The organism is Natrinema amylolyticum (assembly GCF_020515625.1).
In the GTDB taxonomy this organism is placed as follows: domain Archaea; phylum Halobacteriota; class Halobacteria; order Halobacteriales; family Natrialbaceae; genus Natrinema; species Natrinema amylolyticum.
Genome location: NZ_JAIWPJ010000002.1, coordinates 245,781 through 270,353, shown reverse-complemented (window position 1 = coordinate 270,353; position 24,573 = coordinate 245,781). Strand labels below are relative to the sequence as shown.

Here is a 24,573-nt window from a genome sequence, read left to right as displayed (position 1 = left end):
CCCCCACTCCGGAGCCGTATCCACGGCTACCGAAAACCAATATAATCTGATAAGTGCCGGCGACCGGACGATCCGCTCGAGACAGATGGAACGAAAACGCGATCCGAGAGACTCGACGGAATCAGCGAACGACCGCACGCCGACGGCCGGCGGGCGGACACCGAACCGACGGGCCGCGTTGCAGACGATCGGCCTCGCGATCACCGGAACGACGCTGGGAGCGACGACGATGACTGAGCGAGCGACCGCGCGGACGGCGACGGAGACGGCGGCAGATTTCGATCCGAAGACGTGGCAAAGCGACGCCGTCCCGGAGACGCCGATCCGCGAGTTGAGTTTCCCCGGGACCCATCACGCCGCGATGGTCGACACGGACCCGGAGTCGCCGGAGTACTGGGACTGTCAGACGAGGGAGGTCTACGCGCAACTGTGCGACGGGATTCGGTTCCTCGACGTCCGCGTCGAATCACAGGGAGACGGCGACGAGACGGAATTTTACGGCCACCACTCCTCCAGGACGGGCCGCTCGCTGGATCGCGAGGTCTTCCCCCAGATTTCGCGGTATCTCGCCGAGGTCGACGACGCCGGCGCGTCGGAGCTCGTCCTCCTCAAACTCTCTCACTTCCGGGACGCCGGTACCTTCAGCGACGAGGGGTTCGAGTCGGACGACTGGACCGCGCTGTCCGACCTCCTCAGACGGGAGTTCGGCGAGTACGCGATCGATCTCGGATCGATGACGAGCACCGACGAACTGCTCGCGGCGACGCCGTCGGACTACGACGGACCGCGGATAGCGATCTTCCATCGAACGCTCGACGACCACGACAGTCCGCTCTCGCTGCCCTCGTTCACCGATCGGTTCGCCGACTGGGTCTCGAGTTTCTATCCCGACACGTCGACGCCGGGCGACGTCCTCGCGGGCGGCGTCACGAACGAGCACGCGACCGCGTCGACGCTCGGCGAGACGCAGTGGATCATTCGCGCACCGACCGATCTCTACGAGGGCGGCCAGACGACGAACGCGATGCTCCCGCTGTACGAGCAGGTCGTCCGAGCGGACCGCGATAGCAATCCGAACCTCGTCCGCGTCGATTACTACGAGACCTCCGAGATCGTCTCGCTCTGCCGGCGATTGAGCCTCGACGGACTCCACGGGCCGATGGACGGCAGTATGCCGCTCGAGGACGGCGATTACTCGCTACGGTCCGTCGCGACGGGGAACGTCATCGAAGTCGCGAACGCCGACGAGAGCGACGGGACCGACGCGGTCGAAGCTGACTGGACCGGCGACAGCCACCAGCGGTTCACGATTCGATCGAACGACGACGGCACGTACCGTCTCGAAGCGGCACACAGCGGCAAGGTCCTCGGCGTCGAAGGGGCCGGCACCGACGACGGCGCAGCCGTCACCCAGCAGTCGTGGCGCGGGACGGACCGCCAGCGGTGGTACGCCGTCGCGCTCGAGGACGGACCGTACTGTTTCATCAACGCGAACAGCGGCCGGGTCCTCGACGGTGACCGATCGAGCGAGGCCGTCATCCAGTGGCACTGGACGGGCGACTCGAACCAGCGGTGGGAGCTCGTCGAACGAGACACTCGCTGACCCGCGATCGGTACCCCGCGGATGGACGGCGAACGGACCGATAGCGGTCCCGAAACGCGACCGCGTGCCGAACGGACCGACGGTCGGTGCCCGACTCACGACTCCGAGCGACGCGACCGTCTCAGCCAGCCAACAGTGTTATGTGTTAACATATTGTATTCCAATCTATTATGTCCGGAACCGCTCCGCGAGAGACACTGACGCCGATCGCCGACACCGACGGTCACACGGTCTACTACGACGACGATCGGGGCACCTATCACACGTGGTGTGACGACGGCGCGTACGAACCGGTGAGTACGGCGCTCCTCGTGACCGTCTCGTCGGTACTCGGCGTCGAACCCGACGATCTCGAGCCCCTCTCGGAGTGCGTCGAACCGGACGCGCTGAACGCCCTCTTCGTTCACTGGCGCGGTGACGAGCACCGCGTCGGTGACGGGGCGATCGCCTTCACGTTCTCACAGTGTGCCGTCACGGTGCGCGCCGACGGCGAGATCGTGATCGATCCGGCGCGGAAACGCGACGGGCCGGCCGGCGATTGAGGCCATCGCGGTGCCACCGCCGCGGTGTACACGCACGTGGTAATCACCGACTACCCGGCCGGTTCGAGGACGACCCGATCGCCGGGCTCGAGGTCGAAGGCCTCGTCGCCGCGGCCGCGATTAACGTCGAGTTCCACGTAGCCGTGGCTCCCGACGGTTGCGAGTCGCTCTCCTGCGGGAACGGCTGCGAACGTCTCCCCGACCGGGGCCGGATCGCCGTTCACCAGCACTCGCTCCCGGCCCTCGAGGACTGAGCCGGGAACGTTCGTGATCGCGTTCCCGAAGTCGTCGACCACCAGCACCTCGCCCGCTGCGTGCTCGTCCTCGAGTTCGGCCGCGGGAAGGTCGAGATCGACGGCCGCCGCGCCTGCCTCGAGCCACTCGAGCGAGCCGAGCGCGTCGGGGTCGGCGTCGTGGACCGCAGCGGCGGCGGGGGCGAAGACGTCCCGGCCGTGGAAGGTATTGCTCCGCGGTGCTCGTCGTTCGCTCGAGTCGGCGGCCGGGTTCGACGGCGTCGTCGGTTCGACGGGACCGATCGCCGCCTCGTCGATCACGTAGGTCTCGAGTCGGGAGTCGTCGCCGCCCGCGAGTCGCCGTGCCGCGGGGCGCAAGACGCCGTTGTCCGGGCCGACGAGCGCGTGGTCGCCGGCGCGGAGAACCAGCGCGTTCCTGTCGGTACCGACGCCGGGATCGATCACGACGAGGTGAGTCGCCGGCGGGAAATACGGCACTACCTCGCGGAGCCAGAACGCGGCCGTCCGAACGTCCTGTCGCGGAAAGTCGTGAGCGATATCGACCAATCGGGCGTCGGTCCGCTGTAACAGGACGCCCTTCATCGCCGCCGGATACGGCGTGCCGAAGTCGGACGCGAGCGTGATCACGGTCGGCCGTACGACGCGATCGCTCAAAGAGAAGGGGGATTCGACGGCGGTCGCTCGTCTCCCGTCGGCACTGTCGGATCGCCCGTCGGTCCGTCAGTCGCCGTTCGAGTCCGAGTCGCTGACCATCTGAATGCGTTCGATGCCGCCAATCTCCTCGACGACCTCGGCGACGGATTCGGGGACGAGCGACTTCCAATCGCCGCCCGTTATCATCCGTTCGCGAACTTCCGACCCCTCGAGCACCTCGCGGTTGAACATCGGCGACTGGCGGATCTCGATGCCGGCCTCGCGAAAGAGTTGGATCACCAGCGGGTTGTTCGAGTAGGCGACGTCGAAGTCGGGACTCATGCTCTGGACGTGGCTGACCCACACCGAGTTCCGTTCCAAGTCCTCGATCGGAACGGCGTAGGTGACGAGATCGGAGTCGACGAGCGACTTCGTGATCATCATGATTCGTTCGCCCGCCGTGAACGGGTTGCGGACGGTGTGCGAGTCGTCGGCGCTCCCGATCCCGAGGACGAGTTCGTCGACGTCGTCGGCGATCTGTTCGACCATGCTCCGGTGGCCGTTGTGAAAGGGCTGGAAGCGACCGATGTAGAACCCCCGAGTCATGCCGGACACTGCTCGGGCGCGGCGCTTAAGCGTGGCGAGTTTCCCTCGAGCCGATCGCTCTGGCGACCGGTCGCGCGACGACGACGTTCCGTTCGTCCCGACACTGGTCGATCACGACTGGTCACGCAACTATATATTCCGCAGATAGTAACTATGTATTAAATAAACTGTCCTCGTCGGCTGATTTCCGCCGTCGACCGCTGTTCCACCCGGTATCAGCCACTGACACCATCCTCCGCATGGAGAAAGTATATCAGTCGCAATCCCTTCGAATCAGGTACCGAACAGAGTTCTATGAGTAACGATACGAACGTTGACGACCCTCCCGAAGACGCTTCGGACACTGTTCCAGAGGGGGACGACCCCGCCGAGCAGCCCGAGCGTCAGGGAGACCGGTCGCCGCTCGAGGAGGACGGTGACCGTCGCAACGACGTCGACGATCCGATCGACGACTTCGAGCCGTCGTCCGACGAGGAGGACGACATCGAGACCGTCGAGGACCTCGGGAGTACGGTCGAGGTCGATCCCGGCGTCGAGGTCGACGAGGAGATCGCCGAGGACGATCTGCTAGGCGGTCTGAAGATCGATTCGACGGCGGACATCGAAGTCCCCGATCGACTCGTCGATCAGGTCATCGGCCAGGACGAAGCGCGAGATATCATTATCAAGGCGGCCAAGCAGCGCCGACACGTCATGATGATCGGCTCGCCGGGGACCGGCAAGTCGATGCTGGCCAAGGCGATGAGCCAACTGCTGCCGAAGGAGGATCTTCAGGACGTTTTAGTCTACCACAACCCCGACGACGGCAACGAGCCGAAGGTTCGAACCGTCCCCGCGGGCAAGGGCGAACAGATCATCGACGCCCACAAGGAGGAGGCCCGCAAGCGCAACCAGATGCGCTCGATCCTGATGTGGATCATCATCGCCGTCGTCATCGGCTATGCGATCCTCAGCCCCGCCAGCATTCTGCTGGGCGTCCTCGCGGCGGGGATCATCTGGCTGATCTTCCGCTACACCTCCCGCGGCACCGACGCGATGGTGCCCAACATGATCGTCAACAACGGCGATCAGCGCGTCGCGCCCTTCGAGGACGCGACCGGTGCCCACGCCGGCGCACTGCTGGGCGACGTCCGTCACGACCCCTTCCAGTCCGGTGGCATGGAGACGCCGAGCCACGACCGCGTCGAGCCCGGCTCCATCCACAAGTCCAACAAGGGCGTGCTGTTCGTCGACGAGATCAACACGCTCGACATCCGGACCCAGCAGAAGCTGATGACCGCGATCCAGGAAGGCGAGTTCGCCATCACGGGCCAGTCCGAGCGCTCCTCGGGCGCGATGGTCCAGACCGAACCCGTCCCCTGTGACTTCATCATGGTCGCCGCCGGAAACCTCGACGCCATGGAGAACATGCACCCCGCGCTCCGCAACCGGATCAAGGGCTACGGGTACGAGGTCTACATGGACGACACCATCGAGGACACCCCGGAGATGCGGCGCAAGTACGCCCGCTTCATCGCCCAGGAGGTCGAACGCGACGGCCGCCTGCCCCACTTCACCGACGACGCCGTCGAGGAAGTCATCCTCGAGGCCAAGCGCCGTTCGGGTCGGAAGAACCACCTGACGCTGCTGTTCCGCAGCCTCGGTGGACTCGTCCGCGTCGCGGGCGACATCGCCCGCGCCGAGGATCGCGAGAACACCACTCGCGACGACGTCTTGCAGGCCAAGCGCCGTTCGCGCTCGATCGAGCAACAGCTCGCCGACGACTACATCGAGCGCCGCAAGGACTACGAGCTGCAGGTCAACGAAGGCGGCGTCGAGGGCCGCGTCAACGGCCTCGCCGTCATGGGAGAGGACTCCGGGATCATGCTCCCCGTCATGGCCGAGATCGCCCCCGCACAGGGCGGCGGTCAGGTGATCGCCACCGGCCAACTCAAGGAGATGGCCGAGGAGTCGGTCCAGAACGTCTCCGCGATCATCAAGAAGTTCTCCGACGTCGACCTCTCGGAGAAGGACATCCATATCCAGTTCGTCCAGGCCGGGCAACAGGGCGTCGACGGCGACTCCGCCTCCATCACCGTGGCGACCGCCGTCATCAGTGCCCTCGAGAACATCCCGGTCGATCAGTCGGTCGCGATGACCGGCTCGCTGTCGGTCCGGGGCGACGTGCTCCCGGTCGGCGGGGTCACCCACAAGATCGAAGCCGCCGCGAAGGCCGGCTGTACGAAGGTCATCATCCCCGAAGCGAACGAACAGGACGTGATGATCGAAGACGAGTACGAGGACATGATCGAGATCATCCCCTGCTCGAACATCAGCGAGGTCCTGGACGTTGCCCTAATGGGCGAACCCAAGAAGGACTCGCTGGTCGACCGCCTCAAGTCGATCACCGGCACGGCGTTCGACCAGGGCACCGTTGGCTCCGCCGGCGGCTCGAATCCGAGCCCACAGTAAATGCCCCAGTGGGCGACGTTCGTCGGCATTACGGGCGTCGTCCTCGTACTGCTGCTCGTTTTATCGCATCTGACACAGTCCGCGTTTACCGACGGCGATCCCGACTCGAGCGACGCCGTCGGGGAGCCGTCCGACGCGACGACCGCCACTGACCCGGTCGATGTGCCGAGCCGCTCGCGTCCGCAAGACGCCGAGTCGGCGGTCGGTCCGGACGAGGGGACGGCCCCACCGAAGGGGGTCGATTCGACTCAGGACGGTCGGTCCGCCGGTGCTCCGACCGACGCCGGTCCACGATCGAATGCGAAGAGCGCTGACGCCACCGATCGGGACGCACTGAGCGCCGAGTCCGACGCCTCGAGCGAGCCACGGGGCGTGCCGCTCGAGGACCAGGGGCAGCGGCGACCGGCCGACCGCGGCGTCGATCCGGACTCGCTGTCGACCGGGATGGTCCTCGCGAACGTCGCCTTCTCGCAGGGTCTGTTCGCGCTCGTCTTGCTCAGTGCAGCGGTCTACACGGCAATCCCGGCCGCGGCGCTGGGGATCGAGTTCTCCGTCGCGTACCTCCGGACGGGACTGCTCTGGGGGACGGCCGCTGGCATCGTCTTTTACGTCGCGAACGAACTCGCCGCAGCGGCCGCGACCCACTTCGGGTTCGACCACGACGAGGACCTCCGGGAACTGCTATCGCCCGACTCGACCCAGGGATGGCTCATCCTGTTGGTAGGCGTCCTGCCGCTCATCGCTCTCTTCGAGGAGTTCCTCTTCCGGGCGGCGCTGATCGGCGTCCCCGCCGCCGGCTACGGGCTCTCGCCCTGGCTGCTCGCGGTCGGCTCCTCGATCGCGTTCGCGCTCGGCCACGGCATGCAGGGCTCGGTCGGCGTTGTCGTCACCGGCCTCCTCGGATTCGTCCTCGCGGCCGTCTACATCGTCACCGGGAGCCTGCTGGTCGTCGTCGTCGCCCACTACCTCATCAACGCCCTCGAGTTCGTCGTCCACGAGGGGCTAGGCCTCGAGTGGGCGGAAACCCTCGAAGGCTAAGGGTCGGGAGCGGCTTGGTCGAGCCATGGATCTGACTGCCGGGTCGACGGCTCGCTCTCGAGCGATTACCGCCCTGATTTTGGGCTACTTCGCCGTGTTAGCCTACGCGACGATCACGAACGATCCGCTGGCGGCGACCGTCACGGAGATCGGGTTCGGGATTATCGCGATCGCCGTAGGGGCGATGCTGTACGAGCAGCGGTCGGCGTCGCGATCCGTGTTGACCGTGGCCGCGGGCTGTCTCGTCGCGGGCGGCGTATTGACCTTCGGTGCCGTCCTGACGCGGTCGGCCGCCGTCAACGCGCTCTCGTCGCTACTGGTCTTTCTCGGGGTCGGCTGCTACATCTATGCGGTCTGGCGCGCGAACTGACTGAGGATGGAAGAGACCGGCTACCGGTCGTCGATCACGCGCTCGTCCGAAACACCTGTGCCGTGGGAAGCGTCCAACCGTAGGCGACGGCGGCGATGCGCGTTCCGACCGTCACCGCTGCACAGATCGCCGCGGCGACGCTCCCGGAACCGCCCAAGAGAACGACGACCCAGTACGTCCCACCGCCGAGTACTGCACAACTCGCATAGAAGTCCTCGAGCAAGATAAACGGCGATCGGTCGAGTAGGATGTCCGCGAACGCTCCGCCGCCGACCGCGTTGATCGTCGCGATCGCAACGACGCCGAAGCCCGAGACGCCGACGTCGGTCGCGACGATGGCACCGGCCGTGGTGAACGCGGCGAGTCCGATGGCGTCGGAGCACAGCGTCACGGGATGATCGTCCGCCGACTCGAGGGCGACGCTCACACCGATCGCCAGGGCCACGCCGAACAGCCCGAGGCCGATCTCGATCGGCGACTGGAGCGCTAACGGAACCCGATCGACGAGAATATCTCGCGTCGCACCGCCGGCGAACGCCGTGACGAGCCCGACGACGGTGACGCCGAACAGGTCGAACTCCTCGCGGATCGCCTTGGTCGCCCCGACCAGCGCGAACGCGACGAGTCCGATCGCGTTCATCACGGCGAACGGATCGACGACCAGCGCTGCAGCCAACTCTCGTACCACTGTTCTCGAGCAGGCCGGCGAGAGCCTTGAGCGCTACGCATCGGCCGTCGCGTTCCGATTCGCGCTTCTCGTCAGAGAGACGGGACGCCCGCTAAAACTGCTCGAGGCCGGTCTGCTCGGCCGCGGCGAGCGCGTCTTCGCAGGTCGACCACGACTCCCGTGCGAACGGCGGGAGGTCGCCATGTTCGTCGACGTAGGACGCGAGGAACTCGCGGGTGGTCGCATCGCCCGGATAGCCGCTGCCGACCTCCCCGTACTCGTCGGCGAGGGCGGCGACGTGGGCGTCGCGTTCGACCTTGGCGACGATGCTGGCCGCCCCGACGAGCGGCGAGTCGTCGTCGGCACCGTGGCGGGCGTCGACGGCGAGGGCCTCGAGCGAGCAGGCGTCGGTGACCCGCCGGGCGAAGCGCTCTGCGTCGGTGTCACAGGCGTCACAGAGTCCCGAAATCGAATCGGTCGCGTCGGCAGCGCGCTCGAGCTCGCCGACCGCTCCCTCGATCGCCGCGGCGTGGGCCGCGACCGCGAGCGAGTTCATGTCGGTCTCGGGGTCGTCGATCCGCGCCGGCGTGATCTCGGCGACGCCGACCGCGATCCGATCGTCGCTCCGCAGAGTCGCCGCCAGTTCCTCGCGGCGCTCGGGCGCGAGCCGCTTCGAGTCCCGGATTCCGCCAGGGAGTTCGTCGGGGTCCTCACAGTGGACGGCCGCGGCGAACATCGACCCGAACGCGGGTCCCTTGCCGGCCTCGTCGACGCCGAATGGCATACCACGTGGATCCATCGCCGGATGCTAAATTGTTGCGTTTCATCCGGATAGGACGGTGAATCCGCCACGGCGAACGGTATATGAGGTTGGATGTACAACGTACACATCGTGAGTTCGGATAAGAAACGAGTGCAGTTTCGGGCACCGCATCGACTCGTCGATCGAGCGGATGCGCTGGCGACGGTTCTCGGTTCGGACCGGACCGAGGTCCTCGTTACCGCTCTCCGGGAGTATCTTCGAGACGCGACGCACGATGATGATCTCAAACAGGAGATCGCCGCTGCGTATTACGATGACGAAATCACGTTCGAACAGCTCACCGAACTTGTCGGGCGCGAGGAGGCCGCGAACTTCCGAGTGCTGAAACGACAGCTCGACGACGAGTACATCAACGAGATTGCAGAGCTGTAAATGACGGAGCTGGTCGCGGATACGTCGGCACTCGTCAGTCTCGGAATCGTCACCAGCGAACCGACTCCGCTTCGTCTTCTCGAGGCGGAGTACGACCTCCTCGTTCCGGACGAAGTCTACCGCGAACTCGAGGAGCTCGCATCGTACGAGGACGATCACGGACGGGCTGCGACTCGTATTCTAGACCGTCTCGGCGACGATCACCGACAGTCGGTCGAGCTCGATCACGAGTTTCCCCTCGACGACGGTGAAAACGCTGCTGTCAGTCTGGCAAACGAGCGGGGATCGAATCTGTTCCTCTGCGACGAGTTCAACAGTCTCGGCTTGATTCACGCATCGCTCGCGGACACGCGTCTCGTGACGACACCGACGCTCCTCTCGTCGTTTACGCAACGGGGGCTGCTCACTGCAGCGGAGACCGTCAGTGTCCTGGATTCGATCACTGCCGCTCGAAGCTGGGACGGAAACAGCTACGTCCAGCGAGCGCGCTCGCGTCTGGAAACCGACTAACCGGCGAGTAGTCAAGCCGGTTAGACGTCTCCCGACACCGCCTCACCGCCATCGCGCGGCCCGTCTATGAAGTACTCCTCGAGCTCGAACGGCTCGTCTTTCCCTTCCACGCTAGTCACGTCCAGCGCCGTCACCTCGGCGTCGGTCTCGAGCAGGCCCGCCAAGCTCGGCTCGGTCCGGCCGTCGTCGCTGCTGATGAGTTCCTTCACGTAGAGGCCGCCTTCGCCGTGAATCCTGACTTCGGCCTCGGTCGACGATTGCAGATCGCCGTCGATGCCGTAAACGGTCCGCTCGCGGGTCAGTCCCGCTCGCCGGTGGTCGACCCGTTCGGGCGTGTACTGGTCGACGGTCGTCCCCTCGAGTTCGGCGAGCGCCGTTTCGAAGGCGTCCTCGTCGATCGGGTCCGCGAACTCGACGTCTGCTCGGTAGCGTTTGCTCGCGTCGTGTTCCTTGACGCGCTCGACCATCTCGTAGGTCGCCAGCCGCAGGCCCTCGACCTCGACCGCGCCCTCGGCGGCGCCGTTGATCTCCGCCTCGAGCGCTTCGGGATCGGGATCGCGCATCTTCGGCCGTTTCACTTCGAGGACGAACGGCCGGCCGCCCTCGAGCATCCGGGCGTCGACGTCCTCCCGGCCCGCGCCGTGGAAGGTGCCCTCGTCGCCGTCCATGGCCTCGACGACGTGGGGGCGAACGACCTGTTCGACGCTGGTGTCGTACATGTAGCCCGACCCGCCGCAGTAGTCACAGGGCTCCTCGCCGTCGTCGCCCAGTTGGATCCCGCTGCCGCCACACTCGCGGCAGGGCCACTCGGTCTGGGGAATGTCTCGCTCGAGTTTCCGATAGCGGCCGTAGACGAACGCGGGGTTGATCTGGACGTCGACCGCGTGGCCCGTGACGTCGCCCGATTCGAGAGTCTCGAGCGGGTCGAACCCCTCGAGGTCGACGACGGCGAGCACGTCGGGCCGGTCGAAGTCGACCTCGGTCTCGGTCAGCGCGCCGACGCGCCGCCCGACTTCGCGGTTCATCTCGCGCTTGATCGACTCGCCGACGTCGGGCTCGAGGCCGGCGTCCTCCCGGAGGAGGCGTTCGTTCTCCTCGACCAGCGGCGGGACGCGGGTGCCGACCTGATAGGTGGCGAACTCACACCCCTCGAGGGCGTCGACGATCGTCTCGGCGACGGCGTCGAACGTGCCGCAGTACCCCTCACAGACCCAGCAGTCACCGGGATCGGTCGACTCGAAGTCTTCGTCGTCGGCCAGCGCGACCGTCGTCCGCAGCGCCCGGCCGCGCTCGGCGTTGGTCAGCCCGAAGCTCCGCTCGGCGAAGGGCCGTCCCAGACAGGAGTCACAGACGGCTCCGGTCGCCAGCAACGCGCGGGCGTCTTCCGTGATCATGTCTCGAGCATCGGGGAGCCGCGGGTAACACGTTTTCCCTTCGCGGGGGCGATCCGCCCTCGCGGGACGGTCGTTCCCGCTCGAACGCGCCGGCCGCCGGTCCGGAGGTTCAAATGGGTCGGGTCCCATCCCCCGTTCATGCACGATTTCCGACCGGATCGGCGCTCGTTTCTCGCCGCCGCGAGCGCCGGACTCGCGAGCGTCGCCGGCTGTGTCGAGCCCCGGGCCGAGAGCTCGATCGAGGGCGACTCCTCGCACGACATCGACCGGGAGAATCTCGCCGAGGGCTCGGCGTTTACCGACCTCTACGACGCGATCATCGAATCGGTCACGCAGATCCGCGTCTTCGGTATCGAGGATCCGAACACCGGTGCCGAGGGCCGCGGCCAGGGCTCCGGTTTCCTCTACGACGATCGCCATATCGTCACCAACGATCACGTCATCGCGACCGGGCAGGCGGCCGACGTCCGGTACATCAACGGCGACTGGACGAGCGCTACGCTCGTCGGTCGCGACTACCATAGCGATCTGGCCGTCCTCGAGGTCGATCACGTTCCGAAGGGGGTGACGCCGCTCTCCCTGAGCGAACGGCGTCCCGTCGTCGGGCAACAGGTGGCCGCCGTCGGCAATCCGCTCGGCTACGAGGGATCGATGTCGGCGGGCATCGTCAGCGGCGTCGATCGGACGCTCGATTTCCCCGATCGGGCGTTCTCGTTTCCGAACGTCATTCAGACCGACGCCGCCGTCAACCCCGGGAACAGCGGCGGCCCGCTCGTCGATCTCGACGGCAATATCGTCGGGGTGATCAACTCCGGTGGAGGCGACAACATCGGATTCGCCATCTCGGCGGCGCTCGCCGGGCGCGTCGTCCCATCGCTCGTCGACGACGGCTCCTACGAGCACTCGTATATGGGGATCGGCCTCAGGTCCGTCGATCGACTCGTCGCCGAGGCGAACGACCTCCCCGAGGCGACCGGCGTCCTCGTCACGGACGTCTTCGACGGCTCGGCCGCCGATGGCGTGCTGAAACCCGCCTCGCGGACCGTCCCGCGACGCGGCGAATCGATCCCCGTCGGCGGCGACGTCGTCCTCGCGATGGACGGGGAGCCGATCCCCGATCGCCACGCCCTCTCGACGCATCTCGCGCTCGAGACCAGCCCCGGCGACGCGCTCGCGATTCGGCTCCGGCGAGATGGCGAGACGATCACCAGAGAACTCACGCTCGGTGCCCGCCCGTCGGTCTCGTGGTAGCGAGCGTCGCGGGTCTCGAACGGCGCTCGGTCCGGACGCGATCGGCGGAAACACGTTGTTACGCCGTCCAATATTCCGCTCGCTGACCCGAATCGTGCCGTAGCGAGGTCGTACACGTCAGTTTCCGTTGAGTTCATCCACGAGCGATCGAACGGTCCGAATCGGCTCGAACTCGAACGCTATCGTCCGGATTCGTCCATTATAGAGTCGATAACAATAGTAGCGGATCGGGTAGCAATCGTCGGCGCGAGTAGCCGTCGCCCGATACACCATGACCGACGCCGACTTTCACGCACCAGACAGCGAGGAACCGACTGCCGAGCTCGATCACGTCACCATCGAGAACGACGACGCCCCGGACGAGTGTGCTATCTTCCCCCACGAGGCGAGCGAGGACGAACAGATGACCGCCTGGATTTCGGCTCACGACGACTCCTTCGTCTCCCTCGAGTCGATGCGCTAGTCAGACGATGCATCTGAGCCACACCGTCACGGCCGCCGGCTTCTGGCTCGGGACCCTCTTGCCCATCGTCTATCTGCCCGTCATCGTCGCCGGGATCGACTCGATGAGCCGCCTCTCTCTGTTCGTCGGCCTCATGGCGGTCCACGCGCTCGCCCTCGTCATCGGCCACGACTATTCGGGGTCGCGATCACGGTGACTCTCGACCCCGTTTTCCTCGGTCGTCGACTCCGAGATCCCTTGATCAGCCCTCCGTCTCCGCTCGAAACGAGTTAGTGACGTGCAGAAAAGCACTAAGTGGTGTTTTGTGGTAGCAATTCACATAGAGACTCGCTGTCCGCTCTGTCACCGATCAGTTCCCGGCGACGTACAGCACTGGTGTCGGTGCGGGAAAGCGATGGATCCGCGGTGTTACGACGCCCACGGCGACTGGTGTGCCGTTCGGGGCGACGACGGCTGGATCGGCGCGCTCGAGCGGTAGTACCGATCCAATCCCGGTAGCGGCCCGACCGCTGGATCCGCGTCGTTGCTTGACCGTAGCAGTCAGTCGAGCGAGGGTGACCAGACCTGCACCCGCGGCGTCCCGCAGCTGTCACAGACGATCGCCCGCTTGTCCTTGTAGCGGCCCCGCTCGAGTTCGCCGTTCGGACAGTGTTGACAGTCCCGTCCCTCGAGCATCGCGAGTAACTGCTGGTGACCGCCGGCGTCCGATGACTCTGATTTCGCCATGTAGTCACCACATACCCGATATCGGGGAAACGGTTGGCCATGCCTATGCAGCGTCGGGACGCGATTCGAGTCGAAGCGCCTATGTCCGTCTCCGATGTACGGCCGCGGGATGTGGCCCTGGGGACACCTCGCCGTCGCGTACCTGTTGTACTCCGCCGTTACGAATCGCCGGTTCGACCGGCCGCCGCGCGCCCTCCCGGCGATCGCCCTCGCCGTCGGCTCGCAGACGCCGGACCTGATCGACAAACCGCTCGCGTGGAACTTCGGCGTTCTGCCCGGCGGCCGAACCCTCTCCCACTCGCTGTTCGTCGTCGCCCTCCTCGTGCCGGCCGTCCTCCTCGTCGCCGATCGGCTCGCGGCCCGACCGATCGGCGTCGGCTTCCTCGTCGGCTACTGCTCGCACCTCCTCGCGGACGTTCCGCCGGCGGTCCTCTCCGGGGAGTTCGCGGGCGCGTCGTACCTCCTGTGGCCGGTCCTCGAACAGCCCCCCGAAGCGCCCGTCGCCGGCATCCTCGACGCGTTCCTCCACTACTACGCGCTGGGACCCTACGAGTGGGTCCAGTTCGGCCTCTTCGCCGCCGCCGTCCTCGCCTGGTACCGCGACGGCGCGCCCGGGCTCGGACTGGTTTTCACCTCGCTCGAGCGGCGACTCGGGACCCGGTCCTGATCGACAGGCGGCGATGAGACGAGGCCGACGCCGAATCGTGGCGGCTATCCCGTCGGCCGCCGTTCCGCCGGTATGCGCCAGTTCGTACTCATCGGTCACGACGTGCCCACGGAGCCCGACTTCTCGCTGGACGACCTCGCGGGCGGGGCCGGTCGCCTCGACGCGCTCTGCCGGTCGATCACCGCCGCGTTCGTTACCTCCCACGGCATCCGCGAGGACGTCCGCGTCCACCTGATCGCGCAGAACGAGCTCACCATCACCTTCGACGGCAGCGACCTCCAGCGGCTCAACCCCGACGAGCGCAGCACCGCCGCGCTGGTCCGCAAGGCCCTCGAGCACCGCGACGAGGCCATCGGCGCGCTCCCCGCGGAGCCCAGTCCGGGGATCGAAGTCTACCGCCGCGGCTTCGAGGGCACGCTCGAGGAAATCGCCGACGACGGCCCGATCGTCCAGCTTCACGAGGACGGCAAGGCGGTCATCGACGCGGACGTAGACGCGCTCGAGAACGGGATCTTCGTGCTCTCCGATCACCGCGACTTCACCGCCGAGGAGACGGCGCTGCTCGAGGACGTCGCCAACCAGCGGCTTCGATTGGGACCGAAACTGCTGCACGCCGATCAGGCGATCACCGTCGCACATCACGTTCTGGATACGGACGGCTACGAGCGGTTTTGAGGGGGATTTCGGCGGATCTCGGATCTCGAGAACAGGTTCCCGTCGGGCGGTTCGACGCCCGATCCGGAAGCGTTAAACGACCGGACGCGTACACTCAGAATGCGGGCCGGTGGGGTAGCTTGGTATCCTTCGGCCTTCGGGTGGCCGTAACCGCGATTCGAATTCGCGCCGGCCCACTACCTTTCCCGCACTCTCCGAACGCCGAGCGACAGCGAGGCGTTCCAAGTGCGGGGAAGTCGTTTCGCCAAGCGAATTCGAGCCAGCAAGCCGCAGCACGCGAACGGAGTGAGCGCGACCGTCTTGCCCAGTTCGAATTCGCGCCGGCCCATTTTCACCCCACTTCGCAACGACGAGCGCTAGCGGGGAGTCCGTAGTGGGGGCCTTCCATCGCCCCATCAGTACCGTTCGCTGACTGGTTTTAGAAAGAATAGTTTTCGAGGTCAGTTCATCGCCGACTATCGCGTCGATGACCGAGCCGCTCGCCGACGCGATCAGACATCGGGCCACTCCTCCTCGTCCGCTCCGACGGCCTCGTCCACGCCGTCGAAGACCTCGTCCTCGTCGACGACCCGATACGACGGGTCGTCGCACGAACAGGCGTTGTGGGGACTGACCGGTCGAACCGTTCCGTCCCGGCACGCCCACACGGTAAAGAGTTCGCCGCAGTTGGCACAGATACCGGCCGCCTTCTCCCTCTCTCCGTCGGATTGTGTCACTGAAATGGATCCACTCGCAGTACACTGTTAACGGCCCCCAAACGGAAAGTACCCCGGGTTTCGCGGGCCGACTATCGGTCGGTGGCGGTCTCGAGGCGACTCGACTCTCGCTCTCGAGACGCCAATCCGCCGATTAGAGTTTCTCAGCCTGCTGCGCCTGCTCGGAGCGCCGATCGGCCTGCTCGAGTCGCTTCCCCGTCGCGTTCGAGAGCAGGGCCGGAACGTCGCCCCGCGCCTCGGCGAGTCGCTCCTCCGCCCGCCGGAGGCGCTCGAGGACGTTCTCGAGTTGCTTGTCGGTGTTCCCGCGCTCTTTGGCGCGCGCCCGCTCGGCGGCTCGCTGTGCGGCGTCGACGACGGCGGCGAGGGAGCGCTCGAGTCCGGTGACGGCGTTCGACGAGCCGCGACCCCTGCGCCCTTTCTCGTCATCGTCGTCGTCATCGCTATCGCCGTCGTCAGCATCGTCCTCGTCCCCGAGCGCCGCGATCTCCGCTCTGGTCTCCTCGGCGACGTCGGCCACGTACTCCGCGAGCGACGCTTTGCCGGTCTCCGGACGCTCGATGCGGACCGCCGATTCGGCGTCGGGGTCCGGGTTGACTCGATAGGCACCGACGGCGTCGTCCCCGTCTCGCACCTCGGTCGTATAGGCTCCGCCGCGGTCGACGTAGATGGCGTCGCTCCCATCGACCGACGACTCGTAGAGGCGTCCGGCGAAGTCGTCCTCGACGGCCACCCTCGAGAGGTCGCTCGCCCCCGTTTCGTCGCCGACTTCCAGTTTCGTCGCCCGATCGCGGGCGACCAGCGGGATCTCGCCGTCGACGCCCGCCGCCGTCGGGGCCCCGTCGCCCGAGACGCTGACGCGCTCGCTGTGTGGCGCTCGCCCCGCACCGTTGACCGTCAGCCGGTGATCGCCGGCCGGAACGTCCCGCGCGACGGCGATCCCCCCGAACGTCGGGACCGCCTCGGGCTCGCTCTCGAGCAGGACGACCGCCTCGAGATCGACCTCGGTCGTGGTCAGCCCCTCGTCCGCCGGCGCGTCGTCGCTCGCGATCACGTCCGTGACGCGGCTGACGACGGTGTTGATCGGTGCCGCCTCGCCGATAGCGTCGTAGCGCTCGGCCAGCGCCGTCCGGTGGTTCGGCACGGAGATGTCCGCGGCCGGGTTGTCGTACCGGGGCTGGCTCCACGGCGTCCCCGTCGCCGTGAGGTGGCCGGCGACGGCGTCCTCGACCGCCGTCGGCACGGAAAACTCGAAGCTCAGTTGCGGCCCGGTGAAGTCCGCGATGTGCTCGAGGTCGCTGCTCGGCACGAGGTCGTACTCGATATCGGCCTCGCCCTCGTCGTCGTTCGCCCGTTCGCGGTGCCGGAAGACGAGCCCCGTTTCGCGCGTCGGGAGATCCGTCGGCGGCGACGTCAGTGCGTCGAACGACCGAACGGTCAGGTCGTCGTCGATCAGCGACTCCCGCGTGACGGAGGGCAGTCGCTCGTGCTCGTATATCGGCTCGCCCTCGTACTCCGGGACGAGATAGGGGAGCCGCGAGCCCTCGTCGCGGGGCAGGCCGTACGCCAGCGGCACGTCGGCGAGGTCCTCGATGCCCTCGATTGCCGTGTTCGTGATATCCGCGAGCAGGTCCTCCACGGCGACTCGCTGGAAGCGATCGGCGACCTCGTTGACCGAGAGCGCACTCGAGTGCGAGCCCAGCTCCGAGAGGATGCGGGGGATCATATCGGGGTCCGGATCCAGGAACTCGTTGTTCGGGACCGTCCGCGAGTGAGAGCTGGCGACGTACAGTTGGGGCTCGTCGGTCTCCGTGTCGACGAAGACGTGCAACACTTCCCAGTCGTGCCAGTGGAAGTTGGTCGTGAACTGATCGAACGCCGAGTAACACCAGAACTGGACGACGGCGAGCGGCGATTCCTCGTACTCGACGGCGTGATAGAAGACGGTCGGATTCGGCGGGCTCCCCTCGCTGACGCGCTCGTGGTAGCCGTCGACGGCGTCGAAGCCGGTGACGACCGTCTCGCCGTCCCGCTCGCTGGTGTACGGCCGCGGATCCGTCGGAAACCACGGTTCGCGACTGTCGAAGTACAGCGTGGGCGCGAACCGCGTCGCCAGCGATCGAGCGGTCTCGTCGTCGACCTGATTCGTCCGACCATCGGCCTCTCGTTCGAACGCCGAACAGCCGGCGAGCGCGGCCCCGCCGACGCCGGCGAGCGCGCCGAGGACCGTTCGCCGGTCCACGTCGGCCTCCATCCCGTCGGTCACGGGGTATCACGATCCGTCGCCGAATCGACGCCTGTCGCCCGCGCGACCGCTCCTGTCTCGGTCATACCCCTCCATGAGCGCATCGGCTCAAGAATCCTTCCGTCCGTGTCCGCGCCCGACCGCGGGCCGCCTCACTCGAGCCCGATTTCGATCAGCGCCAACTCGTCGGACGGCACCGCCTCCGCGAACGCCGACTCGATCTCGGCCCACGTGTCGGGACGATAGGCGTCGATCCCGAAGCTCTCAGCGAACGTCACCAGATCGGGGGTCGTCAGATCCGTCCCGGTGTGTTCGCCGCGATGGTCCTCCTGTTTCTCCGAGATCAGTCCGTAATCCTCGTCGTCGAACACGACGGTCGTAAAGCTACAGTCCAGCCGCGTCGCGGTCTCGAGTTCGGCCGCGTTCATCATGAACCCGCCGTCGCCGGTGCCCGCGACGACGTTCGAATCCACCGCCAGATCGGCCGCGAGCGCGCCCGGGACGGCGATCCCCATGCTCGCCAGCCCGTTCGAGATCACGCAGGTGTTGGGCTCGTAGGTCGGGAACGACTGCGCGATCGCCATCTTGTGGCTGCCCACGTCCGAGACGAGCACGTCCGAGTCGGCCATCGCCTCGCGCAACAGTGGCAACGCGTTTCTCACCGTCACCGGATCGTCGTCTGCCGGCGGCTCCGTCACCGACTCGAGCAGGCGGTCGTGGAGGTCGCCACACCACAGCGAACACGCGCCCTCCGAGAGGCGCTCGCCGATGGCCCCGAGCGCCGCGCCGACGTCCGCGACGATCTCCACATCCGGGTTGTAGTGGCGATAGACCTCTGCGGGCTCGTAATCGACGTGGACGATGGTCTTCTCGAGGTCGGGATTCCAGCCCGCCGGATCGTGCTCGGCGATGTCGTAGCCGACCGCGACGACGCAGTCGGCCCGCTCGATCGCTCGCGCGGCCTCGCTCTCGGGTCCCGAGTCGAGCGTCATCAGCGAGGCCGGCTCGCGGTCGGAGATCGCCCCCTTGCCCATGTACGTCTCGACGACCGGGAGCCCGACGCGGTTGACGATAGCGCGGATGTTCTCCGAGGCGCGGGTCCGAACCGCGCCGTTGCCCGCGAGGATGATCGGCCGCTCGGCCTCGGCGATCAGCGTCGCCGCCCGCTCGGCCGACTCGTCGTCCGGATCCGGCCGGCGGACCGGATCGCGCGTCTCGATCGGCTCGGCGTCGACGGTCGCCGCGGCGACGTCCTCGGGGAACTCGAGGTGGGTCGCCCCCGGCTTCTCGTACTCGGCGAGTTTGAACGCCTTGCGGGCCGATTCGGGCGTGATCTCGGGCTCGGCGATCTGGGTGTTCCACGTGACGATCGGCTCGAAGATGTCGACGACGTCGAGCGCCTGATGGCTCTCCTTGTGGAGTCGCTCGCGGTCGCCCTGGCCGGTGATGGCGACCACCGGGCTCTTGTCGAGTTGCGCGTCGGCCACGCCCGTCATCAGGTTCGTCGCACCGGGGCCGAGCGTCGAACAGCAGACGCCCGCCTCGCCGGTCAGACGGCCGTGGACGTCGGCCATGAACGCCGCGCCCTGTTCGTGGCGCGTCGGCACGAAGCGGATCGAGGAGTCCCGCAGCGAGAACAGCAGGTCCTCGATCTCCTCGCCCGGAACCCCGAAGACGCGGTCGACATCCTCGGCCTCGAGACAGGTGACCAGCAGGTCGGCTGCCGTTTGCATGGTCGACCCGTCCACACCGCCGTCCATTAATCGCCCGCCCGTCGAAAATTTGACGTGGCCGACCGCGCCGAGAGCGCGACCGTCTTCGGGTGACCTCTCGATCCGGCCCGGCGGCTCGAGGAGCGGGAGAGGACTTGAAGGCGGGAGAGAGCGAGATAGCGGGAGAGGCTGCAGTTACGGTGTCCGAGCGGCCTCAGAGGACCTGATCCGCTCGAATTCGCAGAATCACGCGCTCGGTTTCGATCGTCGGCTGGTACTCGTCGACATCCTGATAGCGCCGGGCCAATTCATCGATATGTTCACGAGCGCCCTCGGTGGTGAGCTCCTCGACTTCGCCGATCACCGAGAGAAACCGGTAGGGATCGTCGGGGTCGGTCATGCTGACGCCGACTCTGGGATCGTTCCGGACGTTGCGTTCCTTCTGACGGCCGCGTTCGGTATTGACCAGGAGTCGGTCGTCGTCCTCATCGTAGTCGATCCAGACCGGTGTGACGTGCGGGAGCCCGTCTTCGGTGAGCGTCGCGACGTGTGCGAACGTCTCCTTCTCGAACAGATCGTGGAAATCGTCGGGTATCGAAGCCATGTGCATCGCGTCGTTTGCCGGCCCCGTTCTTGGGCGTGATGCCTACACCCGCTATGATTGACCGATCTCGAGGTCGCCGGACCCGATCGCCTGCAGACGAGCGGATTCGGGGCTGAGAGCGCCAGAGACCACGCAAGTGTCGGCTGACGGCTTATGCACCTCGATACCGACTACCTCCGTATGAGTGATCGACAGCCGTCGACCCGTCGACGAGTGCTGAAACTAACAGGCGCAGCGGCCTCGACTGCACTCGTCGCCGGCTGTGGCGGCCCAGGTGGCGGCGGAGAAAACGGGACCGAGGAAGACGACGAGACCGAAGCCGAGGAGGGAACCGGCAACGGGCAAGACATCGAAGACGAGCCGGCCGGTGATAACGAAACCGACGTCGGAACCGAAAACGAGACGAACGAGACCGATATCGGCGGCGAGAACGAGACCGAGACGAACGAAACGAACGAGTCCAACGAGACCGAGATGAACGAGACCGAGATGAACGAGTCCAACGAAAGCAACGAGAGCAACGAAAGCGAATAGCGTCCGCGCTCGTTCTCGGTCCACCGAGACGGGACGTAACCGTTACCGGTCCTCGCTCCCTTCCTCGAGTAATGACCGAGGGACTCGAGACGGACGTCGAAGAGACGGACGAGATCGCCGAGCGACGGGACGAACTGGCGGCCCGCGTTCGAGCGCACGCCGGCGAGATCGCGCGGGAACTCGCCGTCTTACAGGGCGGTGACTACGGCCAGGAGACGTTCAACACCGACGCCGGCAGCTGGACGCTCAAGTACGAGGCCGGCGACGTGCAGTACCTCCGATTCGACCCGAAGTCCGGCTCGGAGATCTACGTCGTCTCGAGCAAGCAGCCGCCCGAACCCGAGCCCCTCGAGCGGGCGATGGCCGACTACGGCGCGTTCGTCGAGGCCTACAACGAGTACGTCCGCTCGTTCGACGGGATGCTCACTGACGTCACCGACGAGTTCCCCGAGGCCGAATCGACGGCTGAACTGGTCGCCGAACGGGATCGAATCGTCGATCGCATCCGCGACGTCTGCAACGCGATGGCGAGCCAACTTCACCGCTACGACGGCGAGTACGGCACCTATTCGACGACGATATCGGGCACCCGCTGGGAGCTGAAGTGGGAGGAAGACCGCGCCTCCTACCTGCGGGTCGGCGGCTCCGACGGCGTCTACCTCCTCTCGCAGTACGGTCCGCCGCCGGCCCCCGAAGTCCGCCGACTGGCCGACGACGTTCCCGCCTTCGTCGCCGACTTCAACGACCACGTCGCCGATCTCGAGGCGGACCTCGAGGGCGTCAGCTTCGACGATATCTAGACGCCACACCGCAGGGACCCCGTCGCAGCGTCTCGCTCGGACTGTACGGTGTCCTTTCTCTCGTTTGTCGATCCCTACACGGGCGACGGCGACCGCATTTGGCGTCTCGATCGGCGGCCCAAAACCGAACCGGATTCAGCGGTCGCCGGTCGAGTCCGTCCCAGGGCAGTACGCGCGAGCGTTTCGGAGAGATACCGAGCGGACCCGAACGCTCTATACCCAAACTAGTAGTCGTTTTGTACCGTCTCGGTCTATCGGACGGTGGCGACGACGCTCGCCTGGACTATCATGGATGGCTCTGCCCACGCCGACGAGGGAACTGCCCACGAGTATGCGGCCGACACCGACGAGACCGATCCCGGGGGTCCGGTCCTGTTCGACGCGATCGTCGTCCGCTACCAGTCCGATAACGATCGCTGTACGCTCGTCCCCCGCGAGGGGTCCACCGAGAAGAAACTGAACGCCTGGCTCACTGCGAATCTGGAGGCGGTCGTCGATCTCGATGACGCCCGCTGATGACGCTCGGGAGCCGCCGAAGCGGTCGAAGCGAGACGCTCTCGACGTCTCGTCCTCGAGAGAGAACACGGCCAGGAGCTATACGTCGACGTACTGGTCGACCCACTCCTGACGGCGCTGCAGCGCGCGTCGGCCCTTCGGCGTCAGCGCGTAGTAGTTCGTCCGCCGGTCGAGTTCGCCTTTCTCGACGAGTTCCTTCTCGACGAGCGTGTCGAGATTCGGATACAGCCGGCCGTGCGTGACCGGTTGCTCGATGTAGCTATTGATATCGTCGAGAATCTCCTGCCCTGACGGCCGGTCTTTCCCTGCGATCACGTACAACAAATCGCGCTGGAAGCCAGTTAGCTGGTCCATGGAGTATCCTCTGAGTGAGGACGTTCACCGTTCCGTGGCTTTGTTATAGAGATTGTACGTCGCTCTCGCGACCGGGAACGCACCGCGTAGGATCGGCGCTGACCGACAGTTCGAGGGAGTCTTGATTCTCCTCGCCCGCAGTCGAGCTCGTCCGCGTGACGCGGCGTTTTTGACGGTGACCGCCGTACCGGCCGGTATGCCGACCGATCCACTCGCCTGGGAGACGCGCGAGCGACGGGTAGCCTACTCCTGTCCGGGATTCGACGTCGTTAACGAGTCCGTTCGACTTCCCGACGGAACCGACACCGAGTTCGATTACCTCTCGGAGCCGGCGAGCGTCTGCGTGCTGCCGTTTACCCCCGACGGCGACGTCGTCTGTATCGACGAGTGGCGACAGGCCGTCTCGCGGATCAGCCACGGGCTCCCCGTCGGCGGTACCGAACCCGAAGACGACGATCTCGAGGCGGCGGCCCGGCGGGAACTCGCCGAGGAGACCGGTCACGAGGCCGAGGAAGTGGAGCCGCTGGTGACCGTCGAACCGGCGAACGGGATCGCCGACGCCGTCTTACACTTCTTCGTCGCTCGCGGCTGTCGGCCGACCGCCGAGCAGCGACTCGATCACAACGAGAGCATTCGGGTGCGAGAGCGCTCGCTCGCTTCCCTGACCGACGCGGTGGCCGACGGCGAGATCCGCGACGGTCGGACGGTGCTCGCCCTCTCGTACTATCGGCTGTTCGACGAGGACGGCGGCTCGAGCCAAAAATAGCGAGGCGAAACGCGAAACCGATTGCGAGCCGGCGGTGCCGGTCGGCCCGTCACTCCGTCTCGTTGGTTTCGTTGGTATCGTCAGTCGCGTTCGATTCGGTCGCAGTTTCGTTCCCTTGGGATTGCTGCAGCGATTCCTGCAGTCCCTGGGTTTCGCCGAGGGTGACGGTCTGAGCGGAGCTGTTCTCGACGGTGATCGAACCCGCGTCGACCGACGAGATCGTCTCGCCCGTCGCCGTTTCGTTCATCGCTGTTTCGTTCATCGACGTCTCGTTGTCGATCGCATCAGTGCCCGTCTCATTGTCGGTCGCATTGGCACCCGTCTCGTTGGCGGCCGTTTCGTTCCCGGCCTGCGTCTCGATGCTTCCGACGGTCATGGATTCGAACGTGAGATCGCCGACGTCGAACTCTTCGATGGTGAGCGACTCGATCTCCTGGCTGCTGGCGTTCTCGTCGGTCGCGTTCTGGCCGCCATCGTCACCGCCGTCGCCGCCGAACAATCCACCGATGAAGTCGGAGATTCCCGAGAGGATTCCGCCGCCGCTGTCGTCGACGGTGAGGTCCTCGATCGCCAGCCGATCGGCGTTCATCGTCTCGATCGTCATGTTCTGTACCGTCACGTTGTCGGCGTCCTCGTCGATCACGTCCTGGAGGCCCGACGACGCGTTCTCTCCGTCGGTGCTCTCGTTGTCGGTCGCGTTTGCACCGCCGAGGTCTTCGATCGAGACGTTCCCGAGCGCGAGCGATTCGAACGCGACGTCCGAGATCACGACCTCCTCCGAGGTCTGATTGGCCGCGGACTCGTTGGCCGCGGATTCGTTCGATTCGCTCTCGTTCAGTTGCTGCTGGAGCTCGTCACCGCCCTGAATATCCAGTTGCTGGACGGTAAGTTCCTCGATCGTGGCGTTCTCGACGGTGAGGTTTTCGAGTTCGAGTGTGCCAACCTGTACGTTCTCGAGCGTTGCGCTCGTGTCGCCCATGTCTCCGGCGTCGTCCACGGCTGTGTTCGTGGTCGCTCCACCGACGAGGGCGGGACCCCCCGAGAGCAGGACCAACAGCGCGACGAAAGCGACGCCGATCGTTCGCGGTCGTGAAACCATACGCGCCGACGTAGGGTCGTCGCGGGGCTAAAACAGGCCGACTGTTACGGAATTACCGCGGAGAAAACCGATGTTTCGGGCACGGGAGCGATCGGTTACGGCCGATTCGATCGTCCCTTGTTCGACGAAAACCCTCGGCCAGTGACGGTACCGGGCGGAGACGATGTGCCGATAGCACAGCTACT

Annotated in this window: 30 protein-coding genes and 1 tRNA gene; 18 read left to right on the top strand and 13 right to left on the bottom strand. The window is 66.1% G+C overall.

Going from position 1 to position 24,573, the window contains the following annotated elements; translation table 11 throughout:
* Positions 1-85: 85 nt before the first annotated feature.
* Both LDH66_RS11585 and LDH66_RS11580 read left to right on the top strand, forming a co-directional pair.
* Positions 86-1,603 (top strand): RICIN domain-containing protein, encoded by a 1,518-nt coding sequence (locus LDH66_RS11585; protein WP_226481234.1) that lies wholly within the window; start codon positions 86-88, stop codon positions 1,601-1,603.
* 170 nt (positions 1,604-1,773) lie between these two features.
* The gene (locus tag LDH66_RS11580) at positions 1,774-2,145 is read left to right on the top strand and encodes a HalOD1 output domain-containing protein (RefSeq protein WP_226481233.1); all 372 of its coding nucleotides are present in this window, start codon (positions 1,774-1,776) and stop codon (positions 2,143-2,145) included.
* Positions 2,146-2,195: 50 nt separating this feature from the next.
* On the opposite strand, the gene LDH66_RS11575 is transcribed toward LDH66_RS11580, so the two are convergent.
* Positions 2,196-3,026: an SAM hydrolase/SAM-dependent halogenase family protein gene (locus LDH66_RS11575; RefSeq protein WP_226481232.1), complete on the bottom strand. Its 831-nt coding sequence runs from the start codon at positions 3,024-3,026 to the stop codon at positions 2,196-2,198.
* A 93-nt stretch (positions 3,027-3,119) separates the two neighbouring features.
* A complete protein-coding gene (locus tag LDH66_RS11570) occupies positions 3,120-3,638 on the bottom strand; it encodes a nicotinamide-nucleotide adenylyltransferase (protein WP_226481231.1) in 519 nt (172 codons plus the stop codon).
* A 294-nt stretch (positions 3,639-3,932) separates the two neighbouring features.
* Between LDH66_RS11570 and lonB the strand changes: the two genes are divergently transcribed.
* The 3 genes from lonB to LDH66_RS11555 are packed head-to-tail and all read left to right on the top strand — an operon-like array spanning position 3,933 to position 7,497.
* Positions 3,933-6,089: an ATP-dependent protease LonB gene (gene lonB / locus LDH66_RS11565; protein ID WP_226481230.1), complete on the top strand. Its 2,157-nt coding sequence runs from the start codon at positions 3,933-3,935 to the stop codon at positions 6,087-6,089.
* Entirely contained in the window at positions 6,090-7,127 is a 1,038-nt protein-coding gene (locus LDH66_RS11560; protein WP_226481229.1) for a CPBP family intramembrane glutamic endopeptidase, read from the top strand.
* Positions 7,128-7,152: 25 nt separating this feature from the next.
* Positions 7,153-7,497: a hypothetical protein gene (locus tag LDH66_RS11555; RefSeq protein ID WP_226481228.1), complete on the top strand. Its 345-nt coding sequence runs from the start codon at positions 7,153-7,155 to the stop codon at positions 7,495-7,497.
* A 34-nt stretch (positions 7,498-7,531) separates the two neighbouring features.
* Here the strand turns inward: LDH66_RS11555 and LDH66_RS11550 are convergent, their stop codons facing one another.
* Complete coding sequence (locus LDH66_RS11550) at positions 7,532-8,185, bottom strand: trimeric intracellular cation channel family protein (RefSeq protein ID WP_226481227.1); 654 nt, start codon at positions 8,183-8,185, stop codon at positions 7,532-7,534.
* Positions 8,186-8,276: 91 nt separating this feature from the next.
* Entirely contained in the window at positions 8,277-8,948 is a 672-nt protein-coding gene (gene rnhB / locus LDH66_RS11545; protein WP_226481226.1) for a ribonuclease HII, read from the bottom strand.
* A 108-nt stretch (positions 8,949-9,056) separates the two neighbouring features.
* Here rnhB and LDH66_RS11540 point away from each other — a divergent pair, with 108 nt between their 5' ends.
* Positions 9,057-9,359: a hypothetical protein gene (locus LDH66_RS11540; RefSeq protein WP_226481225.1), complete on the top strand. Its 303-nt coding sequence runs from the start codon at positions 9,057-9,059 to the stop codon at positions 9,357-9,359.
* Positions 9,360-9,869 (top strand): PIN domain-containing protein, encoded by a 510-nt coding sequence (locus tag LDH66_RS11535; protein WP_226481224.1) that lies wholly within the window; start codon positions 9,360-9,362, stop codon positions 9,867-9,869. It abuts the gene before it with no gap.
* Between the two features lie 20 nt (positions 9,870-9,889).
* Here the strand turns inward: LDH66_RS11535 and LDH66_RS11530 are convergent, their stop codons facing one another.
* Positions 9,890-11,263, bottom strand: a complete 1,374-nt coding sequence (locus tag LDH66_RS11530; protein ID WP_226481223.1) for a tRNA pseudouridine(54/55) synthase Pus10 — start codon at positions 11,261-11,263, stop codon at positions 9,890-9,892.
* Positions 11,260-11,403 (bottom strand): hypothetical protein, encoded by a 144-nt coding sequence (locus tag LDH66_RS11525; RefSeq protein WP_226481222.1) that lies wholly within the window; start codon positions 11,401-11,403, stop codon positions 11,260-11,262. The genes LDH66_RS11530 and LDH66_RS11525 overlap by 4 nt, the downstream gene beginning before the upstream one ends.
* Between LDH66_RS11525 and LDH66_RS11520 the strand changes: the two genes are divergently transcribed.
* From LDH66_RS11520 to LDH66_RS11505, 4 genes are all read left to right on the top strand, one after another.
* Positions 11,402-12,514, top strand: a complete 1,113-nt coding sequence (locus LDH66_RS11520; protein ID WP_226481221.1) for a S1C family serine protease — start codon at positions 11,402-11,404, stop codon at positions 12,512-12,514. The genes LDH66_RS11525 and LDH66_RS11520 overlap by 2 nt on opposite strands.
* Positions 12,515-12,785: 271 nt before the next feature.
* On the top strand, positions 12,786-12,977 hold the full coding sequence (locus tag LDH66_RS11515; protein WP_226481220.1) for a DUF7511 domain-containing protein: 192 nt from the start codon (positions 12,786-12,788) through the stop codon (positions 12,975-12,977).
* Between the two features lie 7 nt (positions 12,978-12,984).
* Positions 12,985-13,173 (top strand): DUF8028 family protein, encoded by a 189-nt coding sequence (locus tag LDH66_RS11510; RefSeq protein WP_226481219.1) that lies wholly within the window; start codon positions 12,985-12,987, stop codon positions 13,171-13,173.
* Positions 13,174-13,281: 108 nt separating this feature from the next.
* A complete protein-coding gene (locus tag LDH66_RS11505) occupies positions 13,282-13,455 on the top strand; it encodes a hypothetical protein (RefSeq protein WP_226481218.1) in 174 nt (57 codons plus the stop codon).
* 62 nt (positions 13,456-13,517) lie between these two features.
* Here LDH66_RS11505 and LDH66_RS11500 read toward each other — a convergent pair whose 3' ends face one another.
* Positions 13,518-13,703, bottom strand: coding sequence for an HVO_A0556 family zinc finger protein (locus LDH66_RS11500; protein WP_226481217.1), 186 nt, complete (start codon positions 13,701-13,703; stop codon positions 13,518-13,520).
* Between the two features lie 109 nt (positions 13,704-13,812).
* Here LDH66_RS11500 and LDH66_RS11495 point away from each other — a divergent pair, with 109 nt between their 5' ends.
* From LDH66_RS11495 to LDH66_RS11485, 3 genes are all read left to right on the top strand, one after another.
* On the top strand, positions 13,813-14,370 hold the full coding sequence (locus tag LDH66_RS11495; RefSeq protein WP_226481216.1) for a metal-dependent hydrolase: 558 nt from the start codon (positions 13,813-13,815) through the stop codon (positions 14,368-14,370).
* 72 nt (positions 14,371-14,442) lie between these two features.
* Positions 14,443-15,045 carry a tRNA (pseudouridine(54)-N(1))-methyltransferase TrmY gene (trmY, locus tag LDH66_RS11490; protein ID WP_226481215.1) on the top strand — a complete coding sequence of 201 codons (603 nt, stop codon included), beginning with the start codon at positions 14,443-14,445 and terminating at the stop codon, positions 15,043-15,045.
* Between the two features lie 103 nt (positions 15,046-15,148).
* Positions 15,149-15,221: transfer RNA gene (locus LDH66_RS11485), tRNA-Pro, on the top strand.
* Between the two features lie 315 nt (positions 15,222-15,536).
* Here the strand turns inward: LDH66_RS11485 and LDH66_RS11480 are convergent.
* From LDH66_RS11480 to LDH66_RS11465, 4 genes are all read right to left on the bottom strand, one after another.
* Entirely contained in the window at positions 15,537-15,761 is a 225-nt protein-coding gene (locus LDH66_RS11480) for a hypothetical protein (protein ID WP_226481214.1), read from the bottom strand.
* Between the two features lie 133 nt (positions 15,762-15,894).
* Complete coding sequence (locus tag LDH66_RS11475) at positions 15,895-18,012, bottom strand: hypothetical protein (protein ID WP_226482006.1); 2,118 nt, start codon at positions 18,010-18,012, stop codon at positions 15,895-15,897.
* Positions 18,013-18,155: 143 nt separating this feature from the next.
* Positions 18,156-19,736 (bottom strand): acetolactate synthase large subunit, encoded by a 1,581-nt coding sequence (locus tag LDH66_RS11470; RefSeq protein ID WP_226481213.1) that lies wholly within the window; start codon positions 19,734-19,736, stop codon positions 18,156-18,158.
* A 193-nt stretch (positions 19,737-19,929) separates the two neighbouring features.
* A complete protein-coding gene (locus LDH66_RS11465) occupies positions 19,930-20,319 on the bottom strand; it encodes a PPOX class F420-dependent oxidoreductase (protein ID WP_226481212.1) in 390 nt (129 codons plus the stop codon).
* Positions 20,320-20,499: 180 nt separating this feature from the next.
* On the opposite strand from LDH66_RS11465, the gene LDH66_RS11460 reads away from it, so the two are divergent.
* From LDH66_RS11460 to LDH66_RS11450, 3 genes are all read left to right on the top strand, one after another.
* Positions 20,500-20,853, top strand: coding sequence for a hypothetical protein (locus LDH66_RS11460; RefSeq protein WP_226481211.1), 354 nt, complete (start codon positions 20,500-20,502; stop codon positions 20,851-20,853).
* 71 nt (positions 20,854-20,924) lie between these two features.
* Positions 20,925-21,653, top strand: coding sequence for a profilin-fold protein (locus LDH66_RS11455; RefSeq protein ID WP_226481210.1), 729 nt, complete (start codon positions 20,925-20,927; stop codon positions 21,651-21,653).
* Positions 21,654-21,914: 261 nt separating this feature from the next.
* Positions 21,915-22,169 carry a DUF7511 domain-containing protein gene (locus LDH66_RS11450; RefSeq protein ID WP_226481209.1) on the top strand — a complete coding sequence of 85 codons (255 nt, stop codon included), beginning with the start codon at positions 21,915-21,917 and terminating at the stop codon, positions 22,167-22,169.
* 78 nt (positions 22,170-22,247) lie between these two features.
* On the opposite strand, the gene LDH66_RS11445 is transcribed toward LDH66_RS11450, so the two are convergent.
* Positions 22,248-22,523, bottom strand: a complete 276-nt coding sequence (locus LDH66_RS11445; protein ID WP_222919920.1) for a PadR family transcriptional regulator — start codon at positions 22,521-22,523, stop codon at positions 22,248-22,250.
* Between the two features lie 196 nt (positions 22,524-22,719).
* Here LDH66_RS11445 and LDH66_RS11440 point away from each other — a divergent pair, with 196 nt between their 5' ends.
* A complete protein-coding gene (locus LDH66_RS11440; protein WP_226481208.1) occupies positions 22,720-23,289 on the top strand; it encodes an NUDIX hydrolase in 570 nt (189 codons plus the stop codon).
* A gap of 49 nt (positions 23,290-23,338) precedes the next feature.
* Here the strand turns inward: LDH66_RS11440 and LDH66_RS11435 are convergent, their stop codons facing one another.
* On the bottom strand, positions 23,339-24,388 hold the full coding sequence (locus LDH66_RS11435) for a hypothetical protein (protein ID WP_226481207.1): 1,050 nt from the start codon (positions 24,386-24,388) through the stop codon (positions 23,339-23,341).
* Positions 24,389-24,573: the final 185 nt, after the last annotated feature.

Excerpts from the sequence above, each read along its gene's own strand:
- LDH66_RS11445 (WP_222919920.1), bottom strand. The coding sequence starts at position 22,523 with ATGGACCAGCTAACTGGCTTCCAGCGCGATTTGTTGTACGTGATCGCA.
- trmY (WP_226481215.1), top strand. The coding sequence starts at position 14,443 with ATGCGCCAGTTCGTACTCATCGGTCACGACGTGCCCACGGAGCCCGAC.
- LDH66_RS11555 (WP_226481228.1), top strand. The coding sequence starts at position 7,153 with ATGGATCTGACTGCCGGGTCGACGGCTCGCTCTCGAGCGATTACCGCC.
- rnhB (WP_226481226.1), bottom strand. The coding sequence starts at position 8,948 with ATGCCATTCGGCGTCGACGAGGCCGGCAAGGGACCCGCGTTCGGGTCG.
- LDH66_RS11560 (WP_226481229.1), top strand. The coding sequence starts at position 6,090 with ATGCCCCAGTGGGCGACGTTCGTCGGCATTACGGGCGTCGTCCTCGTA.
- LDH66_RS11585 (WP_226481234.1), top strand. The coding sequence starts at position 86 with ATGGAACGAAAACGCGATCCGAGAGACTCGACGGAATCAGCGAACGAC.
- LDH66_RS11500 (WP_226481217.1), bottom strand. The coding sequence starts at position 13,703 with ATGGCGAAATCAGAGTCATCGGACGCCGGCGGTCACCAGCAGTTACTC.
- LDH66_RS11530 (WP_226481223.1), bottom strand. The coding sequence starts at position 11,263 with ATGATCACGGAAGACGCCCGCGCGTTGCTGGCGACCGGAGCCGTCTGT.
- LDH66_RS11470 (WP_226481213.1), bottom strand. The coding sequence starts at position 19,736 with ATGCAAACGGCAGCCGACCTGCTGGTCACCTGTCTCGAGGCCGAGGAT.
- LDH66_RS11475 (WP_226482006.1), bottom strand. The coding sequence starts at position 18,012 with ATGGAGGCCGACGTGGACCGGCGAACGGTCCTCGGCGCGCTCGCCGGC.
- LDH66_RS11580 (WP_226481233.1), top strand. The coding sequence starts at position 1,774 with ATGTCCGGAACCGCTCCGCGAGAGACACTGACGCCGATCGCCGACACC.
- LDH66_RS11465 (WP_226481212.1), bottom strand. The coding sequence starts at position 20,319 with ATGGCTTCGATACCCGACGATTTCCACGATCTGTTCGAGAAGGAGACG.
- LDH66_RS11455 (WP_226481210.1), top strand. The coding sequence starts at position 20,925 with ATGACCGAGGGACTCGAGACGGACGTCGAAGAGACGGACGAGATCGCC.
- LDH66_RS11460 (WP_226481211.1), top strand. The coding sequence starts at position 20,500 with ATGAGTGATCGACAGCCGTCGACCCGTCGACGAGTGCTGAAACTAACA.
- LDH66_RS11440 (WP_226481208.1), top strand. The coding sequence starts at position 22,720 with ATGCCGACCGATCCACTCGCCTGGGAGACGCGCGAGCGACGGGTAGCC.
- LDH66_RS11570 (WP_226481231.1), bottom strand. The coding sequence starts at position 3,638 with ATGACTCGGGGGTTCTACATCGGTCGCTTCCAGCCCTTTCACAACGGC.
- LDH66_RS11525 (WP_226481222.1), bottom strand. The coding sequence starts at position 11,403 with ATGAACGGGGGATGGGACCCGACCCATTTGAACCTCCGGACCGGCGGC.
- LDH66_RS11495 (WP_226481216.1), top strand. The coding sequence starts at position 13,813 with ATGTGGCCCTGGGGACACCTCGCCGTCGCGTACCTGTTGTACTCCGCC.
- LDH66_RS11510 (WP_226481219.1), top strand. The coding sequence starts at position 12,985 with ATGCATCTGAGCCACACCGTCACGGCCGCCGGCTTCTGGCTCGGGACC.
- lonB (WP_226481230.1), top strand. The coding sequence starts at position 3,933 with ATGAGTAACGATACGAACGTTGACGACCCTCCCGAAGACGCTTCGGAC.
- LDH66_RS11515 (WP_226481220.1), top strand. The coding sequence starts at position 12,786 with ATGACCGACGCCGACTTTCACGCACCAGACAGCGAGGAACCGACTGCC.
- LDH66_RS11535 (WP_226481224.1), top strand. The coding sequence starts at position 9,360 with ATGACGGAGCTGGTCGCGGATACGTCGGCACTCGTCAGTCTCGGAATC.
- LDH66_RS11435 (WP_226481207.1), bottom strand. The coding sequence starts at position 24,388 with ATGGTTTCACGACCGCGAACGATCGGCGTCGCTTTCGTCGCGCTGTTG.
- LDH66_RS11520 (WP_226481221.1), top strand. The coding sequence starts at position 11,402 with ATGCACGATTTCCGACCGGATCGGCGCTCGTTTCTCGCCGCCGCGAGC.